Source organism: Microbacterium croceum (genome assembly GCF_023091245.1).
GTDB lineage: Bacteria > Actinomycetota > Actinomycetes > Actinomycetales > Microbacteriaceae > Microbacterium > Microbacterium croceum.
This window is the reverse complement of the sequence record NZ_JAHWXN010000001.1, coordinates 1,387,088-1,407,884: the sequence shown is the minus strand read 5'-3', so window position 1 is coordinate 1,407,884 and position 20,797 is coordinate 1,387,088. Positions and strand designations below refer to the sequence as shown.

Sequence of the window (20,797 nt, the reverse complement as noted above, 5' to 3'; positions counted from 1 at the left end):
ACTCACGCGCGATGCATCATCAGGTCCCGAGCAGACGCTGCTTCTGGGCCGTGAACTCGGCCTCGGTGAGCACTCCGGCATCGCGCAGCTGACCCAGCTGCTGCAGCTGGCCGATCAGCTGCTGCGTGTCGACCGCCGATGGAGCGGCCGCAGGCGCGGGAACGGGAGCCGCCGCTGCCGCCTGCGCGGCATCCTGCGCCGCCCACTGCTGACGCTGGCGGCGTTGCACGTTACCCACCACTCGCGTGGCCACGGATGCGCGTGCAGCTGTTCTCAAGAGGCTCATTCCCCTGCTCCTTCCTGCGGTGCGGACTCTTCGTCGAGGTCGGCGGCGTCGATCCCGCCCGACCAGATGTTGCGGCCGCCGAGCCCACCCACCAGCCCGGCGACTCCGGCGAGGCTGCGGTCCTCATAGACCACCACGAGCGCGCGCTCTCCGGCGGCGAGCTCCCGGCCGATCTCGGCCAGGTCCTCGTCGTCGAGCAGATCCGTCTCCGCCGCGTCGGCTGAGGCGTTCTCGAAGGGCTCCCGGCGCACACCGCCATCCGCCGTGGCGGCGATCAACTCGATGTCGAGCACCTCGATCGCATGCGCGTGCTGGAGCGTCTCCAGCTCTTTGATGACGACCGTGAGGTCGACTCCGAAGGGAACGGCGAACACCGCGAAGTTGAGCGGTCCGACATACGTCCATGAAGCCATGGCACTCCTCGTTCTGTGATGGGTTTCAGGATGCGGGGGCGAAACCGCGCGCGACCTCGAGCAGGATGCGGGCGCCGAACCCGGTCGCTCCAGCAGTGCGCCAGGCGTCGTCCTTCTCGGTCTGCATGGTGCCGGCGATGTCGAGGTGCGCCCAGGGCGTCTTGCCGACGAAGTGCTCGAGGAACAGTGCCGCCGTCGTCGCACCGGCGAACGGACCGCCGAGATTCGCGATGTCGGCGATCTGCGAATCGAGCTGCGGGCGGTACTTCCTCTCCAGTGGCAGCTGCCAGACCTGCTCGTCGACCGCCGCGGCCGCCGCGGTGACCAGGTCGACCGTGCGCTGATCGTTGCCGAAGACCGGAGCTCGCGCGGGGCCGAGCGACACGAGCGCAGCACCGGTCAGGGTGGCGATGTCGATGATCGCGTCGACGCCGTCCTCAGTCGCCAGCACAAGCGCATCGCTCATCACGAGGCGTCCTTCGGCGTCGGTGTTCTTCACCTCGATGGTCGTCCCGCCGCGGGCGGTGAGCACATCACCGAGTTTGTACGACGTGCCGGAGGGCATGTTGTCCGTGCACATCAGCCACCCGGAGACGGTCGCCGTCGTGCCGGCATCGCGCAGTGCGGTGAACGCGCCGAGCACCGCCGCCGCACCACCCATGTCCATCTTCATCAGCAGATGCATCGGATCGCTCGGCTTGAGGCTGATGCCGCCCGAGTCGTACATGATGCCCTTGCCGACCAGGCCCAGGTGACCGCTGCTCTCACCCGACGGGGTGTAGGTCAGCTTGATCATGCGCGGCTCTTCGGTCGACCCCTGGTTCACGCCGAGGAGTCCGCCGCAGCCGAGCTCGATCAGTGCCTCCTTGTCGAACAGCTCCACGGAGAAGCCGAAGCGCTGCCCCAGCGACTCGGCGATCTCGCCCATGTTGACGGCCGTGAGATGACCGGGAGGAGTGTTCGCGAGGTCGCGTGCCACCACCGCAGCACGGGCTCCGACGAACGCCTCGGCGACGGGCTGCTCGAGCTCGCCGTACCCCGGCAGATCGAGGGCGAGTGCCTCCAGGGCGACGTGCGTCGTCGTGCTCTCCAGCACGGTGTAGCGGTAGCGGGCGAGCAGCGCCCCCTCGGCGAGCGCCCGGATGGCGACCGCGAGATCGACGCCGGCGAGGTCGTCGATCCGGAGCCCCAGGTGTGCGCGACGGGAAGCACCGCGCATGAGCGCCGCCGCCGCATCGCGCAGCACGTCGGCGGTGAGATCGTCATGGTCGCCGAGACCGAGCACGACGAGATCGGGTCGCCCGACCCGCGGCACCGTCAGCACACTGCCGGGCTTCGCCGTGAAACCGGCGTCTGTGAGCGCTGCGCGGTCGAAGCCGACCTCGGCGGGCACCTCGCCGTCGGCGTAGACGCCGATCCCGATAGCCTGCGCGTCAGCGGGAACCGGGGCGACCTCGATGCTGGTGGCGTCGAGGTCATCGAGTCCTGGGACGGTCGGCAGATCGGCGGGGATGATCTTGTTCGGTCTGCGGTCCATGGTCTGTTCCTTCGGTGCGGGGATGTCGGGATGCGTCGGGCGTCGTCGGCGACTGCGTGGCGTCGGTCAGCCGACCATGTCGACCGGAGAACCGGGCCCCCACGGGATGCCGAGCAAGAACCACACGACGTAGAGGGCGACCCACGAGATCAGCATCCACATCGCGTACGGGATCATCAAGGCGATGATCGTGCCGATGCCCGCATCCTTCTTGTAGCGCTGGGCGACGGTGACCATGAAGGGCAGGTAGACCATCAGCGGCGTCAGCACGTTCACGGGCGAATCGCCGACCCGGTAGGCGGCGAGCAGCGTCTGCGGTGCCACATCGAGCGAGGCGAAGATCGGGATGAACACCGGCGCGAAGATCACCCATTTGGGCACCAGCCCGGGGAGGATGAAGTCGAGGATCACGATCACGACGATGAACGCGAGCAGCAGCACGATCGCCGGCACGTTGGCCTGCTGCAGCAGCTCCGCAGCCGACACGGCCGCCACCGTCGGCAGGTTGGTCCAGTTGAAGAGGGCGATGAACTGGGCGATCATCAGGAACATCACGAGCAGGCCACCCAGGCTCGCGAACGTCTTCGCGATCGCGCCGACCGCGGCGGAACCGCCACGGAGGGTGCGCGCGCCGGCACCATAGGCGAGACCGCACACCAGGAAAGCCAGCGAGATGATGAACACCAGGCTCGCCATGAACGGTGTGGTGCCGATGATCGCTCCGGTCTCCGGATCGCGCAGCGGCGCCCCGGGCGGAGCCGTGAGCAGCGCGATCAGCGCGACGTAGCCGAGCAGCGCCCAGAACGAGAATTGCAGGCCGCGCGCCTCGGCGTCATGGTCGACGTCCTCCGTCTCGTCCGCGATGGTGAGCTCGCTGCGGTCGTAGGCCCCCAGCCGCTTCTCCGTGATGAACACGGTCACCAGCAGGGCGACGACGGCCAGGAGGATCGACGACACGATCCCGAAGTAGAAGTTCTGCGTGACCTCGATCGGCTCCATCCCCGCGGAGGTGAGCACTTCGTTCGTGATCTCGGTGAGCATGCTGTCGCTCGGAGTGATCAGCAGGTTCGCGCCGAAGGCCGCTCCGACACCGGCGAAGGCGGCGGCGAGGCCCGCCAGGGGATTCCTGCCGACCGTGAGGAACGCCGCCGCGGCGAGCGGGACGAGGATCAGGTAGCCGGCATCCGTCGCGACCGACGAGAGCACTCCGACGAAGATCAGGATGAAGGCCAGCCAGCGCCGCGGCGCGACCTTGACCACGCGGCGGATGAGCGCCCCCATGAGGCCGGCGTGCTCGGCGACGCCGACGCCCGCCATCGCGATCAGCACGACGGCGACCACCCCGAACCCGGCGAAGTTGTCGACGAACGACGTGACGAAGTACCGGACGCCCTCGACCGAGAGCAGGTTGCGCACATCGAACGTGCGCTCCTCCACGATGTAATCGGGGACCTCTGCGGGTTCACCCGTGACCGAGTCGTAGATGCTCCACGTGCCGCCGAGATGCTCGTTGATCTGCGAGAACTCGTCTCGCGGCACCGGGGTGACCACCTCGTCGGTCACCGACACCCCGACCCAGGAGAGGATCGCGGAGAGCACGGCGATCAGTCCGATCAGGTAGACGAACATGATCGTGGGGTCCGGCACCTTGTTGCCGACCTTCTCGATCCAGTTCAGGAACCCCTTGCTCTCGGCACCCGGGGTGCTCAGTTCCTTCGCGGCAGGCATGATCCCATCCTGGCGTGAGTGACCCGAGCATGACCCCCCCCATTATTGGGGGATGCCGGGTCGCGCACCGCCGTTTATGGTCAGCCCTATGGACCCGATCGTGACGACGCTCATCATTCTGCTGTGCGCGGTGATCGCGTTCGTCTCGAATCGCATTCCCCTCGGTGTCGTCGCCGTCGGTGTATCCGTCGCCCTCTACCTCTTCGGCGTGCTGGATCTGCACACCGCGCTGGCGGGCTTCGGCGACCCGACGGTGCTCTTCATCGCCGCTCTGTTCGTGGTGAGCGAAGCTCTCGAATCCACCGGCATCGTCGCCTGGGCGGGGCAAGAGGTGATCGCCCGCACGGGCACGGACCGCAGCCGCCTGCTGGTCACCATCGGTCTGCTCACCGCCGTCCTCACCGCGGTCATCAGTGTGAACGGAGCTGTCGCCGCGCTGCTGCCGCTGGTCGTTGTCGTCGCCGCCCGCGCCGGTATCGCCCCGTCGCAGATGCTGATGCCGCTCGCGTTCTCGGCGCACGCAGGATCGATGCTCGCGCTCACCGGCACACCGGTGAACATCATCGTCTCGGAGGTCTCCGCCGACAACGGCGGCCGCGCCTTCGGCTTCTTCGAGTTCGCGCTGGTCGGCCTCCCGCTCGTCGTCGGCACACTCGCGATCATCCTGCTCTTCGGATCCCGGCTGCTCCCCTCGAGAAGCGCGGCCGCAGCACCGGTCGATCTGGAGAGACTCGCCGGCACGCTACGCGCGGACTACGCGATCACCAGCGACCGCCCGCTGATGTCAGCGGCCAGAGGTGTGGCGGAGGTCGTCGTGCCCCCGCGCTCCTCCTTGATCGGGCTGCATGTCTTCGCCGGCATGTGCACACCCAGCGGCGACCTCGTCGTGCTCGGCGTGCGGCGTGGCGGCGAGACGCTCGACAGCACGGGCGACAAGCTCCGCGCGGGCGACGCACTGCTGCTCGACGGTTCGTGGGATGACCTCCAGCGCCACACCGCCCAGCGCGACGAGGTGCTGGTGGTCGATGCGCCGCTCACGCTGCGCCGGTCCGTCCCGCTCGGAGCGGGCGCCAAGCGCACGTCCGTCATCGTCATCGTCATGATCGTCCTGCTCGCCACCGGGGTCGTGCCCGCCGCGATCGCCGGGCTTCTCGCCGCCGGAGCCCTGATCCTGACCGGGGTGGTGCCGATCGCGCGCGCCTACCGCTCCATCTCGTGGACCACGGTGATCCTGGTGGCCGGCATGATCCCGCTGTCGACCGCCTTCCAGGAGACCGGTGCGGCGACGCTGATCGCCGAGACCCTGCGCACCTGGCTGGGAGACACCGGGCCGCAGGCCGCGGTGGCCGTCATCGTCGTGATCACCCTCCTGCTGGGCCAGCTCATCAGCAACACCGCCACTGTGCTGATCGTGGCCCCGGTCGCCGTCGCACTCGCGAGCGCGATGGATGCCTCGGTGCTCCCGTTCCTGATGGCGCTGACGGTCGCCGGTGCCGCCGCCTTTCTCACGCCGGTGGCGACGCCTGCCAACCTCCTGGTCATGGAGCCGGGCGGCTACCGGTTCGGCGACTACGCACGGCTCGGCCTGCCGCTGATGCTGCTGTTCTTCGCCGTCGCGGTGTTCTACGTGCCGCTGATCTGGCCGTTCAGCGGCTGACCTCGGCGGTGAACGGACTCAGCGCTCGGGAGAGACGAGGCCGTCCTCCACGGCGCGGCGGAAGAGATCGACCTTGGTGGGGGCGGCACGATCGACCGCGGCGTACTTCGCGCGGATGCGGCGCACGTGATCGATGATCGTCTCCGGTGACAGGTACAGCAGCTGGGCGACCTGTTTGGCGGTCTCCCCCGAGGCGTACAGCGACAGCACCTCCGACTCACGGGGACTCAGCTGCGCCGACACGAACTCGCGATCCGATTCGAGGGCGGCCGCCCAATCCGCGCTCGCGACGATCTCGCCACGGGCGGCCCGGCGCACCGCATCCGCGATCAGCTCGATTCGATCCGACTTGCGGATCATCCCGGATGCTCCCGCTCGGGCAGCCTCACGGATCAGGTGCGGTCGCTCGCCGGACGTGTACGCGATGATGGGCGCACCCAGCGGCGCCAGCGCCTGGATGTTCTCGGCCGGGCCCGTGCCGTCGGCCAGCGACAGATCGAGCAGCACCACGTGCAGCGGTCCGCCGTAGCGCACCACCGCCGCCGCCGTCGTCCCATGGGCGACGACGCGGATGTCATCGCTCTTGTGGAGGATCGCGACGGTGCCGAGCAGCATCGCAGGATGGTCTTCGATGATTCCGATCTCGATGGTCACGGATCAGTCCTCCCGTTCACAGTGCCTCCCCCGCGATGAGCATACCGCTGCGCTTCGGAGGGCAGTACCTCTGCTGCGGTGGGATCAGGACAGCCCGGAGTAGGCGTGCAATCCCTTGAAGAAGACGTTCACGATCGTGAAGTTGAACATGACGGCCGCGAAGCCGACGATCGCCAACCATGCCGAGGGGTTTCCCCGCCAGCCGCGGGTCGCCCTGGCGTGGATGTATCCGGCATAGAGAACCCAGATCACGAACGTCCAGGTCTCCTTGACATCGAAGCCCCAGAAGCGGCTCCATGCGTAGTACGCCCAGATCGATCCGGCGATCAGCGTGAACGTCCAGAGGATGAATCCGATGATCGTGAACCGGTACGCCATGCTCTCGAGTCGCTCCGACCCGGGGAAGGTGCGCAGGAAGCCGGGACCCGTCTTCTCCGCGCCCTCGGACACGAGGCGTTCCCGACGCGACTGCATCAGCTGGATGACCGATAGTGCGAACGCGAGGGCGAAGAACGCCGTGCCGAGCGATGCCACGAACACGTGGATGACCAGCCACACGCTCTTCAGCGGGTCCATGAGCGGCGACACGTCGATGTAGAAGTTCGTGGCTGCGAGTCCGAGCAGCACCACGACGAGGCCCGTGATGAACGTGCCGAGGAACCGCAGATCGACGCGGAGCAGCACGATCAGGTAGACGGCGATGATCAGCAGCGTGCCGATCATCGCGAACTCGTAGAGGTTCGCCCACGGAACGCGTCCGGCCGCGATGCCGCGGGTGAGAGTCGCGGCGAAGTGGAACAGGAACGCGAGCACCGTCAGCGAGGTGCCGATGCGGGCCATCACGAAGCGCTGCGATGCGGCATCCGTGGCGCCAGGTGCGACCGTCGTGACGGTACCGCGGGCGCCGACGGCGGCACCGACGAGCTCGGCCTGAGCGACCGTCTGCGAGTCGGCGCTCAGCTGCGAACGACGCGCGAGGTCGAAGGCGTAGGCCACGAACGCAGCGGCATAGATCGCGATCGCCGTCCACAGCAGGATCGGCGAGATCACGTTGAGGTCGAACATGGTGTCAGTCTACTTTCGGGGTGTCGGATGCGGGAGCGACGTCGGGAGCCGCCGAGCCCTCTGCCTGGGTCGCTGAGCTCGTCGAAGCGTCCTGCGCGGCGACCGCTGTCGATCCGCCCTCGGCGTCGAGCAGGCGCCCGTGACCGGCGACCAGGTCGTCGAGAGCGATCGCGATGGTCGGGTCTTCTCCGCGCGCGAGTCCGGCGTACTCGAGGGCGATGCCGTCGGCGGTCGCCGTGGCCTTGACCCACACGCGGCGACGCGGGACGAAGAGCGCGAGCATGAGGCCGCCGAGAGCAAGCAGCGCGAAGCCCAGCACCCAGGGACCGGAGTCGTCACGGTGGATCTGCAGCGAGGCGAACCGCTTGACCGACTGAGAGGCATCGGTCGCACCCGCGGGCGAGTCGTCCTCGAAGGTCACGGTGCCCATTCCGTTCGGCAGATCGGCCGTGTCGCCGGGGGCCAGCTGGATGGAGTCCTTGCCGACTGCGCGCCCGGTGAGCTGGGTCAGGTCCGACGTATCGAGCACATAGACGGATTTGGGACTTCCGCCGTCGATGCCGAGGTCACCCGCGAACACATCAAGCGTCAGGGTCGGATTCGTGAGTGCAGGATAGGCCGAGAAGAACGCGCCCGAATCCAGGACACCCGTCGTCGGATAGAACAAGCCGCGGATACCGAGCTGCTCGGGCATGCCGTCCGTGATCTTGATGATCCCCAGGGAGAACATCTGCGCGTCCTGCGGCAGGAACGGCGTGCTTCCGGTGAACACGACATCGCCGGCGGCGTTGCGCACCGTGATCCTCGGCGCGTAGCCGTTGCCGAGCAGGAAGACGTCGTCATCGGCGACCGCGAGAGGTTCGTTGACCTTGACGGAGCCGGTGCGCTCCTCGCCGTTCTCCTTCACCGTGACGTTGGCCGAGAAGTCACCGGCCTGCCCCGAACCCGGCTCACCGAAGGGCTGGTAGCTCACATCGAAGGAGTCGAGCCGCATCGTGTACGGCGCCAGAGCGTCGTCGCCGACGAAGCGGCCGCGGTTCATCGAGTCGTAGTCGACGAGAGTGTTCGCGAAGGTCTCACCCTCGACCAGCACGCGCTGCCCGGTGTACGAGAAGCCGCCGCCGATGCCGACCGTGATCAGCACGCCGACCAGTGCCAGGTGGAAGAGCAGGTTGCCGGTCTCGCGCCAGTAGCCGCGCTCCGCCGACACCGAGAACGTGCGGCCGCGGTCGTACCGCTCCACGCGGTAGCCAAGCGCCTTCAGCTGCGCGGTCGCGATGTCGACCGATGCGGCGGCGGCGGACTCGGGCTCGGCAGCGGTGCGCTGCACGGCGCGGAAGTCCTCGAGCCGTTGCAGCCGAGCAGGGGTGCGCGGCGGCCGCGCCCGCAGCGCCTTGGCGTGGTGCTTGATGCGCGGGATGACGCAGCCGACGAGCGAGGCGAACAGCAGCAGGTAGATCGCGGAGAACCACGGAGACAGGTAGACATCGAACAGCTTGAGCGCATCGAGGACCGGGAAGAGGTCGGGGTTGTCACGCTGCCACTGGGTGACGCCGTTGGGGTCGGCCATGCGCTGCGGGAAGATCGAGCCGGGAATCGCGGCGATCGCGAGCACGAGCAGCAGCACCAGCGCCGTGCGCATCGAGGTCAGCTGACGCCAACCCCAGCGCAGCCATCCGACCAGTCCGAGTCGCGGCTGGGCGATCGACTCGTCTCCGTCGATGTGGTCCGAGGGGCGCAGCGGATCGGACGTGTCGCTGTTCTTCTTTTGCACGGCGGCCTTGGTCATCTCTTCTGCGTTCTTCTCATCAGATGGGGAGCGGGACACTGCTGATCACCGCCGTCAGTCGCGACATGATGTCGGTCCAGAGGCCGGTGACCATGAGCACACCCAGCACGATCAGCAGCACTCCTCCGATGATGTTCACGATGCGGATGTGGCGGCGCAGGAACCCGATGGTCTTGGTCGCCCAGCCGAAGCCCAGTGCCACGAGCAGGAACGGGATGCCGAGACCGAGCGAGTAGGCGAGCCCGAGGAACCCGGCGCGCACCGGATCGCCGGCGTTGAAGGAGAGGGCGACGATCGCGGCGAGCGTCGGGCCCATGCACGGCGCCCAGCCGATGCCGAGCGCGATGCCGAGCAGGGGCGCGCCGATCACGCCGAACTTGGAGTCGACGTGGAAGCGGAACTCGCGCTGCGCGAACCCGAAGAGTCCGAGGAACACCAGTCCCATCAGGATGATGACGACGCCGAGGATGCGGGTGATCAGGTCACCCCAGCGCAGGAAGAACACGCCCGCGGTGCCGCCGAGGACCGTCAGCGCGATGAACACCACGCTGAAGCCGAGGATGAACAGCAGCACGCCGAGCACGAGTCGCCCGCGACCGCTGCTGACGGCATCCGTCGCACCTGCGGTGCGTCCCGACGGGCGCGGCGCGACCGCACCACCGAGGAACCCGAGGTAGCCGGGGACCAGCGGCAGCACGCACGGCGAGAGGAAAGAGACGAGGCCGGCGAGCATCGCCACGGGGATGGCGAGCCAGAGGGCACCGGATCCGATGATCGCTTCGGCGTTCACAACGCTCCCACGCGGATCACGAGGTCTCCGCGAGCGCGTCCTTGACGAGCGTGGAGAGGATCGAGGTCCCCTCGATCGGCCCGATGATGCGCGCGGCCACTCGGCCCTGCTTGTCGAGCACGAGGGTGGTCGGCGTCGCCGCGATCGGGACGGCCTCCGCGAACGCGACCTTCGCCTCGGCCGTGTCGACGTCGATGAGGCTCGGGTAGGTGACACCGAACTCGTCCGAGAAGGCCTTCGCCGTGTCGGCCTGGTCGCGCGTGTTGATGCCGACGAACGACACGCCCTGGTCGGCGAAGTCCTGCCAGACGCTCTCGAGGTCGGCGGCCTCCACCCGGCACGGGGCGCAGCCGGCGTACCAGAAGTTGACGACCGTGACCTGGCCGGCGAGGTCGGCGCTGTCGAAGGGTTCACCGTCTTCTGTGACGCCGCCGAAATCGACGGCCTCGCCGCGTTCGGCGACGGGGATCTCGACGATCGCGCCGTCGGCGGCCACGTAGCCGGTGTTCTCGCCGCTCAGGAACGATTCGCTCACCGGATCGGGAGCGCAGGCGCTCAGACCGATCGCCAAAACCGCGGCGAGCGCGGCTCCGATCGCACGGCGTGAGCGCACGGTGCGGGAGGAGCGGCCGCTGCGGGGCGGAATGACCGTCGGGGCAAGTGGCACGATTCTCAGTTTACGCGCGGGTTCCTATGCGTGGGCCGGACGCAGTGCCCCCCTCAGAAGCCCGCCAGCACGTCGGCGACGCCCGCGCGGAACCGGGGACAGGTGGCGATGTCGTGCGACCGGCAGCGCATCGCGTGCTCGGTCATCTCGCGCGAGCGGCGCATCTCCTCCATCCGCCTGTCGAGGTCGTCGAGGTGCTCCTGCAGCACGTGGTGGCGGCCCGCACTGCCGTCGTCGAGCAGCACGCCGATCTGCTCCAGAGTCATCCCCGCCGCCTTGCTGCGCTGGATCACCGCGATGCGCACGACCTCGTCCTCGCCGTAGCGACGGCGGCCGGCGGAGTCTCGCGCCGGCCGCAGCAGACCGACGGTCTCCCAGTGCCGGAGCACGTTGGTGGGCAGGTCGAAGCGGGCCGCGACCTCGCCGACGGACCACGGACTCTCGGGACTTGACTTCATGTTGACATGAAGTCACAGACTGTCCGAGAACGCAACACCGAACGGCGGAAGGACCCTCCCATGTATGACGCGATCGTGATCGGCGCCGGCCCCGCAGGCCTCCAGGCCGCACTCACCCTGGGGCGGATGCATCGCTCGACCCTGCTCCTCGACTCGGGTGAGTACCGCAACGGCACGGTGCTGCACATGCACAACGTGATCGGCAACGACGGCACCCCGCCCGCCGAGTTCCGCGCGACCGCCCGCGCGCAGCTCGGCGCCTACGACGACGTCGAGATCCGGGACATCCGCGCGGAGAGCGTGTCCGGCGCCGAGGGCGACTTCACCGTGACGCTCAGCGACGGCTCGACGGCATCGGGACGCCACATCATCCTCGCGACCGGAGTGATCGACGACCTCCCCGACGTCGAGGGACTGTCAGCCCTGTGGGGGACGCGTGCCTTCGCCTGCCCGTTCTGCGATGGTCACGAGCACGCAGGGAGACCGATCGCGATCCTCGGCGGCGCTGACCGTGCCGCCCACCTGGTCGGCCTGCTCGGCCGCATCGTGGGTGAGATCACGGTGGTGCCCGTCGCCGAGACCTTCACGGCTGAAGAGGCCGCCTCCCTCGAGGCACAGGGCGCCCGAGTGAGTGGCTCCGCGGTCGTGGCGGTCTCGGCCGATGGTGGCGGTGTCGTGGTGCGCACCTCCGACGCAGCGCACACCGTCGCCGGCGTCTTCGTCGCCTCGGGAACGATGCGTCAACGCGCCCCCTTCGCGGCACAGCTGGACCTGCGCCTGCTGGCGTCCGGCGCGATCGAGATCGACGACTTCGGCCGCACCTCGGCGGCCGGCGTCTTCGCGGCCGGAGATCTCGCGCATCGCGCGGCCCTGCCCGGGCCCATGGCTGCCGTGATGGTGGCGGCCACGGCCGGACAGCTCGCCGCCGTCGGCATCATCCAGTCATTGCTGGCCGCGGAGCACTGACCCGGCGTCCTCTTCTGCGGCCTCCCGCACCTTCTGCGGCCTCTGTGTGGGTATCGGGCCGCGAAAGAGGCGCGAGGCCGCAGAACTGGCGGCCACTCGCGGCCACAACGGTCACGCGTCAGACGGCTCCGACGTCCACGGCGCCCTCGGTCGTCGCCGGTTCCGCATAGGCGACCTCGCGCCACACGTCGCCGACGAGTTCGAACGAGGTGACGCTCGACAGCGCGCAGCGCCGCGTGCGCGGGTCGTGCCGCAACGGCAGACCCGCGACGCGGAGGTGCGTGATCCAGATCGGCGCCTGGTGCGACACCATCACGACGTCGCCGCCGTCGGCTGTCCGCCAGGCCTCGCCCATGGCGCCTAGCATCCGCTCCGCGATCGAGGTGTACGGCTCACCCCAGCTCGGCAGCGAGGGCTGCCTCAGGTGCCACCAGTTCAACGGGTTCAGGAGCGAGCGACGCATCTGCGTCCCCTCGAACACGTTGGTCGGCTCGATGATGCGGATGTCGATCTCGGGTACCAGGTCGAACCGCTCCGCGAAGGGCTCAGCCGACTCCTGCGCGCGCTCCAGGGGCGAGGAGTAGAGGGCGACGACCGACCGATCCAGCGATGCCACATGATCGGCGGCCGCCTGCGCCATGCGACGTCCCGCGGTGCTCAGGTGGTAATCGGGCAGCCTCCCGTAGAGCACACGTGCGGGATTGTGCACCTCGCCGTGGCGGACGAGGTGCAGTCGCGTCGCCGGCACGTCAGGCCTTGCTGTAGCGGGAGTCTCCGAACCCGAGGATCAAGTAGCCGATGTAGGGGAAGACGAAGAGCAGGAAGAAGGAGAACAGTCCGCCCTTGCCGAAGCGCTCACCGAGCTTGATGGCCACGATGATGCCGAACACGACGTTGACGATCGGGATGATGTAGAGCAGAGCGAGCCATCCGGACATGCCGGCGATGCGCACCAGGATGACGATGTTCACGATCGGGATGATCGCGAGGATGCCCGGATAACCCGCCTTGGAGAACACCTTCCACAGGCCGATGGCGACCAGGACGTAGAAGGCGAGTGCGATCAGACCGGTGGTTCCCGAGAAGATCGTCGCATAGAGATCGTTGATGCCGTTGGTGTCCACGGTGCACCCTTTCTGTGTGATAGCTGTGTCGTGGCCGATCATACTGACGATCGGTGGCGACGCGGGGAACCCGCCGGAGAGGACCCGACCGCCCACGTAGACTGGGCGGGTTCACCCTTTCGCAGATCAGAAGGAATTCTCCGTGCTTCGCACCCACTCGGCAGGCTCACTGCGAGCCGAGCACATCGGTCAGACCGTCACCCTCGCGGGTTGGGTCGATCGCCGTCGTGACCACGGAGGAGTCGCCTTCATCGATCTGCGGGACGCCTCGGGCATCGCCCAGGTCGTCATCCGCGACGAGGAGATCGCCCACCCGCTGCGCAACGAGTTCGTGCTCCAGGTCACCGGCGTCGTCTCGCAGCGCCCTGAGGGCAACGCGAACCCGAACCTGCCGACGGGCGAGATCGAGCTGATCGCCGCCGACGTCGAGGTGCTCAACGAGTCCGCCCCGCTCCCCTTCCAGGTCTCGACGGCACTGGCCGACAGCGAGACCGTCGGCGAGGAGGCCCGTCTCAAGTACCGCTACCTCGACCTGCGCCGTCCGGCACCGGCATCCGCTCTGCGTCTGCGCTCGAACGTCTACAAGGCGATCCGCGACGTGCTGCACGCCGAGGACTTCACCGAGGTCGAGACGCCGACGCTCACGCGCTCCACTCCGGAGGGCGCCCGCGACTTCCTGGTGCCCGCTCGTCTGAGCCCCGGCAGCTGGTACGCCCTGCCGCAGTCGCCGCAGCTGTTCAAGCAGCTGCTCATGGTCGGCGGCGTCGAGAAGTACTTCCAGATCGCACGCTGCTACCGCGACGAGGACTTCCGCGCCGACCGGCAGCCGGAGTTCACGCAGCTCGACATCGAGATGAGCTTCGTCGACCAGGAAGACGTCATCACGCTGATGGAGTCGCTCATCCAGGCGATGTGGGCGACCATCGGCGTCGAGGTCGCGCTGCCGCTGCCGCGCATGACCTACGCCGACGCGATGGCCAAGTACGGCTCCGACAAGCCCGACCTGCGCTTCGGACTCGAGCTCGTCGAGGCGACCGAGTACTTCCAGGACACGCCGTTCCGCGTCTTCCAGGCCGAGTACGTCGGTGCCGTCGTGATGCCCGGCGGCGCGAGCCAGCCGCGCAAGCAGCTCGACGCCTGGCAGGACTGGGCGAAGCAGCGTGGTGCCCGCGGTCTCGCCTACGTCCTGTTCAACGAGGACGGCTCGCTCGGCGGCCCGGCCGCGAAGAACCTGTCCGAGGCCGAACAGGCCGGACTCGCGGAGTTCGTCGGAGCGAGCGCGGGCGACTGCGTGTTCTTCGCCGCCGGCGCCACCAAGGAGAGCCGTGCGCTCCTCGGCGCCGCACGCGTCGAGATCGGTCGCCGCCTCGGGTACCTGAACCCGGACGAGTTCGCGTTCACCTGGGTCGTCGACGCCCCCATGTTCGAGCCGGCTGCTGACGCCGTGGCATCCGGAGACGTCGCGGTCGGCGCCGGTGCCTGGACGGCCGTGCACCACGCGTTCACCGGGCCGAAGCCCGAGTTCCAGGACACGTTCGACACCGACCCCGGCTCGGCCCTCGCCTACGCGTACGACATCGTGTGCAACGGCTCGGAGCTGGGCGGCGGGTCGATCCGCATCCACCGCGAAGACGTGCAGAAGCGCGTCTTCGAGGTCATGGGCATCAGCGACGAGCAGGCCGACGAGCAGTTCGGCTTCCTGCTGGATGCGTTCAAGTTCGGCGCCCCGCCGCACGGCGGGATCGCGCTCGGCATGGACCGCGTGCTGCAGCACCTGACCAAGACCGAGTCGATCCGCGAGGTCATCGCGTTCCCGAAGTCCGGCAACGGCTTCGACCCGCTGACCTCGGCTCCGGCGCCGATCACCGACGCGCAGCGCGCCGAAGCCGGCGTCGATCACGAGCCCGAGGACGACGGCGCCTGACCCGCGCCCCTCGCTCTGGTGAAGAGGCCCCGCGCTGCCATGCAGCGCGGGGCCTCTTCACGTTCCGAGCGATGCGAGGGCGGGCTGGATGTTCTCGTTCCACACGTCGACACCGAGCTTCGCGATCAGCCCCATCACCACGATGAGGAACACCACTCGGATGAAGGTGGTGCCGCGCGCGATCGCCATTCGTGAGCCGAGGTAGCTCCCGGCGACGTTCGCCACCGCGAGGATGCCGCCGAGCAGCCACAGCACCGACCCGTGCGGGATGAACAGCAGCAGCGCCCCGAGGTTAGTGGCGAAGTTCACGATCTTCGCCTTGGCGCTCGCCTGCAGGAAGTCGTAGCCCATCAGCGCGACGAGCGTGATGACGAGGAACGTCCCGGTGCCGGGGCCGATCATGCCGTCGTAGAAGCCGATCCCGAGCCCGGCGGCTCCGGCCATGATGTGGTGCTTGTGCCCGCTGAAGCGCAGCTTCGTCGCCGCACCCAGCTGCGGACGGAAGGCCGTGAACAGCGCGACGGCCAGCAGCGCCACGACGATGATCGGCTTGAATGCCGACGGGGGAAGGATGGTTGCCACTGCGGCTCCGCCGAACGAGCCGACCAGGGCGACCGCCGCCATCGGCAGGGCCGTGCGGATATCGGGTTTCGCGCGCCGATAGTAGGTGACGCTGCTCGTGGCCGTGCCGAAGACGGAGGCGAACTTGTTCGTCGCGAGCGCCTGCACCGGCGCGATGCCCGGAATGAGGAGCAGCACGGGCAGCTGCAGCAGCCCGCCGCCGCCGACGACGGCATCGATCCAGCCGGCACCGAACGCGGCGAGGACCACCAGAAGCAGCATGCCCCAGGTGAGCTGCTCGAGCCCGAGCACTGCGCCGATGTCCATCCCGCCAGGATGCCAGACGACAGGCGCCTCGAACGACGGCGCCCTCTCCGCACCCCAGGACGGCCGCGTCCGCCGCTCGGCGCGATGCCCGGCTTTCCGGCACCGGCGCCCCGGCCCGATCCGATCCGCCGCCGATGTCCTGAGTTGCGACGCTGGCAGACTGGTGCCATGCTCGACGCGCTTCCCCTCCCCCACGCCTTCGACGCCCGCGCCGGCCGCGCGCTGCTGCGCAGGGCCACGCCCGCCGATGCCGATGCCGTGATCGCCCTGCTCGCCGACGACCCGATCAGCGCGGCCCGCGGTGACGTCGCCTCCGAGGCCGACCGGCCGGCCTATGCCGCCGCGCTCGTGGATATCCTCGCCGAACCGTCGAACGACCTGCTGGTGGTCGAGCTCGAGGGCGAGATCGTCGGCACCCTGCAGCTCACCTCGATCCCCGGCATGGCACGACGGGGCGCACGGCGTCTGCTCGTCGAAGCCGTGCGGGTGCGCAGCGACCTGCGCTCCTCCGGCATCGGGTCGGCCGTGATGCGCTGGGTCGGCGAGGCGGCGGCTCTGGCGCTCGGTGCGGCGATGGTGCAGCTCACGTCCGATGCCGCCCGCACCGAGGCTCACCGCTTCTACGAGCGCCTCGGCTACGTCGGGTCGCACCTCGGCTTCAAGTACACGGTCGGTGGCTGATCGCGCCGGCCGCGCTCCCTCCCGCCACCAGCCGGACACCGCACGTTCACCCGATCCGCGACGACCGGTAACCCCCGCCCCGTAGCGTCCTCTCGCAACCCCGAACCGGCGATCGCCGGTCACCCGAGAGGACACTCATGGCACGCTTCACCCGCCGCGCACGCATCGGCGCCGGTATCGCCCTGGCCACCACGGCCGCACTCGCACTCACCTCCTGCGCCGGTGCAACCGACGCGCCCGCCTCCGGTGGCGACACCGACGTGGACGCCACGACGGCCACCTCGGTCGCCGACTTCGGCACCTTCGCCGACCTCGAGGCCGCCGCCAAGGCCGAGGGAGCCCTCAACGTCATCGCCCTCCCCCGCGACTGGGCCAACTACGGCGAGGTCCTCGATCTGTTCGCCGAGAAGTATCCCGAGATCGCGATCAACGAGGCCTCGCCCGATGTCTCCAGCGCTGAGGAGATCCAGGCGGCGGAGACCAACAAGGGGCTCGACACCGCCCCCGACGTGTTCGACCTCGGTCTGACGGTCGCGCTGCAGAACACCGACACGTTCGCCCCCTACAAGGTGCAGACGTGGGATGACATCCCCGACGCGCTCAAGGAGCCCACCGGCCTCTTCGTCGGTGACTACGGCGGATACATGTCGATCGGCTACGACTCCTCGAAGTTCGACGCCCCTGCCGAGCTCTCCGATCTGCTCTCGGCCGACTACAAGGGTGCTGTCGCCATCAACGGCGACCCGACCCAGGCCGGCGCCGCGTTCGCCGCGGTCGGCCTCGCCACCGTCCAGTCCGACGGATCGCTCGACGACTTCCAACCGGGCATCGACTTCTTCTCCAAGCTGCAGAAGGCCGGCAACCTGCTCAAGGTCGACGTCACCACCGCGACGATCGCCAGCGGTGAGACCCCGGTCGTCTTCGACTGGGACTACCTGAACGCCTCGCACACGACTGACAACGAGAACTGGAAGGTCGTCGTGTTCGACGGCACCGGTTACGCGGGCTACTACAACCAGGCCATCAACGTCGACGCTCCGCACCCGGCGGCTGCCCGCCTGTGGCAGGAGTTCCTCTACAGCGACGAGGTGCAGAACCTGTGGCTGAAGGGCGGCGCGCGCCCGGCCCGCATGGAGGCGATGACCGAGGCCGGAACGATCGACGCCGACCTCGCCGCCGCCCTTCCCCAGGCACCGGAGGAGACCGTCGTCCCGACCGAGGAGCAGTCCACCAACGCCGGAACCCTGCTCGGCGAGAAGTGGGCAGCGGCGGTCCAGTGACCACCCTCTCCGCACCGGGGACGGATGCCGCGGCGTCCGTCCCCGCCACGACCGCCGGGTCCTCGCGCAGCGCGCGGGCCCGGCGGTCCATGCCGTCTCCGGCCTGGCTGGGCCTGGTCCCGTTCGCGGCCTACGTCGTGCTGTTCCTGGCGGTTCCGACCGTGCTCGCGATCGGCTCCGGCTTCTTCACGAAAGACGGTGCCTTCACCTGGACGAACATCTCGGCACTCGGCGACCCCGTGGTGCTGAACACCTTCGCCAACTCGGCCGGTCTCTCGCTGGGCACCGCGGTCGTCGGCGCCCTCGTGGGCGCTCTGGTCTGCTACGCCCTGCTGGGCATGAACCCCGATGGCGCCATCCGCGCGAGCGTCGATGCTGCAGCCGGCGTGTTCGCCCAGTTCGGCGGCGTCATGCTCGCCTTCGCCTTCATCGCGACGATCGGCATCCAGGGCATCATCACGGTCTTCCTGAAAGACACCTTCGGCGTCAACATCTTCGAGAACGGCACGTGGCTGTACGAGCTGCCCGGCCTGATCCTGCCGTACATCTACTTCCAGATCCCCCTGATGGTGATCACGTTCATGCCCGCCCTCGCCGCGCTCAAGCCGCAGTGGGCCGAAGCCAATCTCACGCTCGGCGGCACACGCGCCGGCTTCTGGCTCCACATCGGCATCCCCGTGCTCGCCCCCTCGTTCCTCGCCAGCCTGCTGCTGCTGTTCGCGAACGCGTTCTCGTCATATGCCACGGCCGCCGCCCTCGCCAGCCAGGGTTCGCAGATCGTCCCGCTGCAGATCCGCACCGCGCTCACGAGCGAGACGGTGCTCGGCAGGGAGAACCTCGCCGGTGCACTCGCGCTCGGCATGATCGTCATCGTGGGAGTGGTCATGGCCCTGTACTCACTCGTCCAACGTCGGGCTGCGAGGTGGCAGTCATGAACCGACTCGCTCCCTCACTCGCGACGCGCTGGATCATCGGCATCCTCGTCGGCGCGTTCTTCGCGATCCCGCTGGTGTCGACCTTCCTCTTCACCCTCCGCGGCAAGGAGGGTCTATCGCTCGAGCACTGGATCGCGCTGTTCGATCCCGCCGCATCCGCAGCGATCAAGCCGATCTGGACAGGCCTGGGCAATTCCCTGATCCTGGCCGTCGTCACGGTGGCGATCGTGCTGCTCCTGCTCGCGCCGACCATGATCCTGGTGAACCTCCGCTTCGGCAGGCTCACACCGATGTTCGAGTTCGCGGTGCTTCTACCGATCTCGATCCCCGCGATCGTGCTGGTGGTGGGTCTCGCGCCGATCTATCTGCAGATCGGCCGCACACTCGGCACCGGCACCTGGACCCTGGCCTTCGCGTACGGCATCACCGTGCTGCCGTTCGCCTACCGTTCGATCCAGGCCTCCATCGACGCCGCCGATCTGCGCACGCTGTCGGAGGCCGCGCGCTCACTCGGCGCCAGCTGGCCGACGGTGGTGCTGAAGGTGCTCGCGCCCAACCTGCGCCAGGGGCTCCTCTCGGCCTCGCTCATCTCGATCGCGGTCGTGCTGGGCGAGTTCACGATCGCCTCGCTGCTCAACCGCCAGGTGTTCCAGACGGCCATGGTGGTCGTCCAGAAGCAGGACCCCTACGCCCCGGCGATCTTCACATTGCTGGCGCTGGCCTTCGTCTTCATCCTGCTCCTCCTCATCGGCCGCGTCGCGCGTGGCAAAGGAAAGGCTCGCTCATGACCCTCGACCACCCGCTCCCCCGCACGGCGGACAACCTGCTGCTCGCCGAGGCCGGCGAGGGCACCCGCGTCGAGCTGCAGGGCATCGTCAAGAGCTACTCCGGCACCCGCGTGCTGCATGGTGTCGACCTCGACATCGCCCCCGGCGAGTTCGTCTCGCTGCTCGGCCCGTCCGGCTGCGGCAAGACGACCCTGCTGCGCGTGCTGGCCGGGCTCGAGGTGTCGGATGAGGGCGCGGTGCTGCTGGGCGGCCATGACGTCTCGCGCGTGCCGACCAACAAGCGCGACATCGGCATGGTCTTCCAGTCGTACTCGCTGTTCCCGCACCTCCGGGTCGCCGAGAACACCGCGTTCGGCCTGCGTCGTCGCGGCGTCTCCGCCTCCGAGTCCACGAAGCGCGCCCTCGATGCCCTGGCGCTGGTGGGCCTCGCCGACTTCTCCGACCGCTACCCGCACCAGCTCTCCGGTGGTCAGCAGCAGCGCGTCGCCCTGGCCCGCGCCCTGGTCACCGAGCCCAAGGTGCTGCTGCTGGACGAGCCGCTCTCGGCACTCGACGCGAAGGTGCGCGTGCAGTTGCGCGATGAGATCCGCCGCATCCAGCTGCGCCTCGGCATCACGACCGTCTTCGTGACGCACGACCAGGAGGAGGCGCTGGCCGTCTCCGACCGCATCGCGGTGATGAACTCCGGTCGGATCGAGCAGATCGGCTCGCCCGAGCAGCTGTACACGGCGCCGTCGACGGCGGGTGTGGCCGCCTTCGTCGGACTATCCAGCGTCGTCTCCGGTGTCGGCGAGGGCGACCATGTCGTGGTGTGGGGGCAGCGGCTGCCGCTGCAGTCCCCGGCGATCGGGCCGGTCGACGTGTATCTGCGACCTGAGAACGTCTTCTTCGCCAGCGAAGCGGATGCCGCCACCGACGCCCTGGTCCAGGAGAGCACCTTCCTCGGCAGCATGCGACGCACCCTCGTGCGCACCGAGTCCGGAGAACTCGTCCGGGTACAGCACGCGCCCGGCATCCGCCCCTCCTTCGGCGACCGCGTCCGCATCGCCGTCGCCCCCGAACCCGTAGCCGTGCACCCGCGCGGTTGAGTTCACTCTTCCCCCACATGCAGGGGTCGGATAACGTGAGCGCGGAGGAGCACTGCTCCCTCGACCGACAGAGAAAGGA

The 20,797-nt window shown here is 68.6% G+C and carries 21 protein-coding genes; 8 read left to right on the top strand and 13 right to left on the bottom strand.

Going from position 1 to position 20,797, the window contains the following annotated elements; translation table 11 throughout:
- Positions 1–19: 19 nt before the first annotated feature.
- The 4 genes from KZC51_RS06695 to KZC51_RS06680 all read right to left on the bottom strand — a co-directional run bounded on the left by KZC51_RS06695 (position 20) and on the right by KZC51_RS06680 (position 3,964).
- Positions 20–286: an SHOCT domain-containing protein gene (locus KZC51_RS06695; protein WP_247629227.1), complete on the bottom strand. Its 267-nt coding sequence runs from the start codon at positions 284–286 to the stop codon at positions 20–22.
- Positions 283–699 (bottom strand): hypothetical protein, encoded by a 417-nt coding sequence (locus tag KZC51_RS06690; protein ID WP_247629226.1) that lies wholly within the window; start codon positions 697–699, stop codon positions 283–285. Before KZC51_RS06690 ends, KZC51_RS06695 begins: the two co-directional genes overlap by 4 nt.
- A 25-nt stretch (positions 700–724) precedes the next feature.
- Positions 725–2,236, bottom strand: coding sequence for a leucyl aminopeptidase family protein (locus KZC51_RS06685; protein ID WP_247629225.1), 1,512 nt, complete (start codon positions 2,234–2,236; stop codon positions 725–727).
- Positions 2,237–2,302: 66 nt separating this feature from the next.
- Positions 2,303–3,964 carry an AbgT family transporter gene (locus KZC51_RS06680; protein ID WP_247629224.1) on the bottom strand — a complete coding sequence of 554 codons (1,662 nt, stop codon included), beginning with the start codon at positions 3,962–3,964 and terminating at the stop codon, positions 2,303–2,305.
- Positions 3,965–4,052: 88 nt separating this feature from the next.
- Between KZC51_RS06680 and KZC51_RS06675 the strand changes: the two genes are divergently transcribed.
- Positions 4,053–5,621, top strand: a complete 1,569-nt coding sequence (locus KZC51_RS06675) for an SLC13 family permease (RefSeq protein ID WP_247629223.1) — start codon at positions 4,053–4,055, stop codon at positions 5,619–5,621.
- Between the two features lie 18 nt (positions 5,622–5,639).
- On the opposite strand, the gene KZC51_RS17820 is transcribed toward KZC51_RS06675, so the two are convergent.
- From KZC51_RS17820 to KZC51_RS06645, 6 genes are all read right to left on the bottom strand, one after another.
- On the bottom strand, positions 5,640–6,275 hold the full coding sequence (locus KZC51_RS17820; RefSeq protein ID WP_247629222.1) for a response regulator transcription factor: 636 nt from the start codon (positions 6,273–6,275) through the stop codon (positions 5,640–5,642).
- A gap of 84 nt (positions 6,276–6,359) precedes the next feature.
- Complete coding sequence (ccsB, locus tag KZC51_RS06665) at positions 6,360–7,340, bottom strand: c-type cytochrome biogenesis protein CcsB (RefSeq protein WP_247629221.1); 981 nt, start codon at positions 7,338–7,340, stop codon at positions 6,360–6,362.
- Between the two features lie 4 nt (positions 7,341–7,344).
- The gene (resB, locus tag KZC51_RS06660) at positions 7,345–9,129 is read right to left on the bottom strand and encodes a cytochrome c biogenesis protein ResB (RefSeq protein WP_247629220.1); all 1,785 of its coding nucleotides are present in this window, start codon (positions 9,127–9,129) and stop codon (positions 7,345–7,347) included.
- Positions 9,130–9,148: 19 nt separating this feature from the next.
- Positions 9,149–9,919 carry a cytochrome c biogenesis CcdA family protein gene (locus KZC51_RS06655; RefSeq protein WP_247629219.1) on the bottom strand — a complete coding sequence of 257 codons (771 nt, stop codon included), beginning with the start codon at positions 9,917–9,919 and terminating at the stop codon, positions 9,149–9,151.
- Between the two features lie 16 nt (positions 9,920–9,935).
- Complete coding sequence (locus tag KZC51_RS06650) at positions 9,936–10,586, bottom strand: TlpA family protein disulfide reductase (RefSeq protein ID WP_247629218.1); 651 nt, start codon at positions 10,584–10,586, stop codon at positions 9,936–9,938.
- 53 nt (positions 10,587–10,639) lie between these two features.
- On the bottom strand, positions 10,640–11,044 hold the full coding sequence (locus KZC51_RS06645) for a MerR family transcriptional regulator (RefSeq protein ID WP_247629217.1): 405 nt from the start codon (positions 11,042–11,044) through the stop codon (positions 10,640–10,642).
- Positions 11,045–11,104: 60 nt separating this feature from the next.
- Here KZC51_RS06645 and KZC51_RS06640 point away from each other — a divergent pair, with 60 nt between their 5' ends.
- Positions 11,105–12,010 (top strand): NAD(P)/FAD-dependent oxidoreductase, encoded by a 906-nt coding sequence (locus KZC51_RS06640; RefSeq protein WP_247629216.1) that lies wholly within the window; start codon positions 11,105–11,107, stop codon positions 12,008–12,010.
- 118 nt (positions 12,011–12,128) lie between these two features.
- Here the strand turns inward: KZC51_RS06640 and KZC51_RS06635 are convergent, their stop codons facing one another.
- Together KZC51_RS06635 and KZC51_RS06630 are read right to left on the bottom strand one after the other, a co-directional pair.
- Positions 12,129–12,758 (bottom strand): histidine phosphatase family protein, encoded by a 630-nt coding sequence (locus KZC51_RS06635; RefSeq protein ID WP_247629215.1) that lies wholly within the window; start codon positions 12,756–12,758, stop codon positions 12,129–12,131.
- Position 12,759: 1 nt separating this feature from the next.
- Positions 12,760–13,134, bottom strand: a complete 375-nt coding sequence (locus tag KZC51_RS06630) for a DUF5684 domain-containing protein (RefSeq protein WP_247629214.1) — start codon at positions 13,132–13,134, stop codon at positions 12,760–12,762.
- 142 nt (positions 13,135–13,276) lie between these two features.
- Between KZC51_RS06630 and aspS the strand changes: the two genes are divergently transcribed.
- Positions 13,277–15,058 carry an aspartate--tRNA ligase gene (aspS, locus tag KZC51_RS06625; RefSeq protein WP_247629213.1) on the top strand — a complete coding sequence of 594 codons (1,782 nt, stop codon included), beginning with the start codon at positions 13,277–13,279 and terminating at the stop codon, positions 15,056–15,058.
- 57 nt (positions 15,059–15,115) lie between these two features.
- Here aspS and KZC51_RS06620 read toward each other — a convergent pair whose 3' ends face one another.
- The gene (locus KZC51_RS06620) at positions 15,116–15,946 is read right to left on the bottom strand and encodes a sulfite exporter TauE/SafE family protein (RefSeq protein ID WP_247629212.1); all 831 of its coding nucleotides are present in this window, start codon (positions 15,944–15,946) and stop codon (positions 15,116–15,118) included.
- Positions 15,947–16,114: 168 nt separating this feature from the next.
- Here KZC51_RS06620 and KZC51_RS06615 point away from each other — a divergent pair, with 168 nt between their 5' ends.
- The 5 genes from KZC51_RS06615 to KZC51_RS06595 all read left to right on the top strand — a co-directional run bounded on the left by KZC51_RS06615 (position 16,115) and on the right by KZC51_RS06595 (position 20,718).
- Positions 16,115–16,627, top strand: coding sequence for a GNAT family N-acetyltransferase (locus KZC51_RS06615; RefSeq protein WP_247629211.1), 513 nt, complete (start codon positions 16,115–16,117; stop codon positions 16,625–16,627).
- A gap of 137 nt (positions 16,628–16,764) precedes the next feature.
- Positions 16,765–17,907, top strand: coding sequence for an ABC transporter substrate-binding protein (locus KZC51_RS06610; protein WP_247629210.1), 1,143 nt, complete (start codon positions 16,765–16,767; stop codon positions 17,905–17,907).
- The gene (locus tag KZC51_RS06605) at positions 17,904–18,842 is read left to right on the top strand and encodes an ABC transporter permease (RefSeq protein WP_247629209.1); all 939 of its coding nucleotides are present in this window, start codon (positions 17,904–17,906) and stop codon (positions 18,840–18,842) included. The genes KZC51_RS06610 and KZC51_RS06605 overlap by 4 nt, the downstream gene beginning before the upstream one ends.
- A complete protein-coding gene (locus tag KZC51_RS06600; RefSeq protein ID WP_247629208.1) occupies positions 18,839–19,630 on the top strand; it encodes an ABC transporter permease in 792 nt (263 codons plus the stop codon). The genes KZC51_RS06605 and KZC51_RS06600 overlap by 4 nt, the downstream gene beginning before the upstream one ends.
- Positions 19,627–20,718, top strand: a complete 1,092-nt coding sequence (locus KZC51_RS06595) for an ABC transporter ATP-binding protein (RefSeq protein WP_247629207.1) — start codon at positions 19,627–19,629, stop codon at positions 20,716–20,718. The genes KZC51_RS06600 and KZC51_RS06595 overlap by 4 nt, the downstream gene beginning before the upstream one ends.
- Positions 20,719–20,797 lie beyond the last annotated feature (79 nt).

What these genes read in the sequence shown, in the direction of transcription:
- KZC51_RS06645 (WP_247629217.1), bottom strand. Translation starts at nt 11,044, where the DNA reads ATGAAGTCAAGTCCCGAGAGTCCGTGGTCCGTCGGCGAGGTCGCGGCC.
- KZC51_RS06600 (WP_247629208.1), top strand. Translation starts at nt 18,839, where the DNA reads ATGAACCGACTCGCTCCCTCACTCGCGACGCGCTGGATCATCGGCATC.
- KZC51_RS06595 (WP_247629207.1), top strand. Translation starts at nt 19,627, where the DNA reads ATGACCCTCGACCACCCGCTCCCCCGCACGGCGGACAACCTGCTGCTC.
- resB (WP_247629220.1), bottom strand. Translation starts at nt 9,129, where the DNA reads ATGACCAAGGCCGCCGTGCAAAAGAAGAACAGCGACACGTCCGATCCG.
- KZC51_RS06620 (WP_247629212.1), bottom strand. Translation starts at nt 15,946, where the DNA reads ATGGACATCGGCGCAGTGCTCGGGCTCGAGCAGCTCACCTGGGGCATG.
- KZC51_RS06685 (WP_247629225.1), bottom strand. Translation starts at nt 2,236, where the DNA reads ATGGACCGCAGACCGAACAAGATCATCCCCGCCGATCTGCCGACCGTC.
- KZC51_RS06640 (WP_247629216.1), top strand. Translation starts at nt 11,105, where the DNA reads ATGTATGACGCGATCGTGATCGGCGCCGGCCCCGCAGGCCTCCAGGCC.
- ccsB (WP_247629221.1), bottom strand. Translation starts at nt 7,340, where the DNA reads ATGTTCGACCTCAACGTGATCTCGCCGATCCTGCTGTGGACGGCGATC.
- KZC51_RS06675 (WP_247629223.1), top strand. Translation starts at nt 4,053, where the DNA reads ATGGACCCGATCGTGACGACGCTCATCATTCTGCTGTGCGCGGTGATC.
- KZC51_RS06680 (WP_247629224.1), bottom strand. Translation starts at nt 3,964, where the DNA reads ATGCCTGCCGCGAAGGAACTGAGCACCCCGGGTGCCGAGAGCAAGGGG.
- KZC51_RS06690 (WP_247629226.1), bottom strand. Translation starts at nt 699, where the DNA reads ATGGCTTCATGGACGTATGTCGGACCGCTCAACTTCGCGGTGTTCGCC.
- KZC51_RS06615 (WP_247629211.1), top strand. Translation starts at nt 16,115, where the DNA reads ATGCTCGACGCGCTTCCCCTCCCCCACGCCTTCGACGCCCGCGCCGGC.
- KZC51_RS06610 (WP_247629210.1), top strand. Translation starts at nt 16,765, where the DNA reads ATGGCACGCTTCACCCGCCGCGCACGCATCGGCGCCGGTATCGCCCTG.
- KZC51_RS06695 (WP_247629227.1), bottom strand. Translation starts at nt 286, where the DNA reads ATGAGCCTCTTGAGAACAGCTGCACGCGCATCCGTGGCCACGCGAGTG.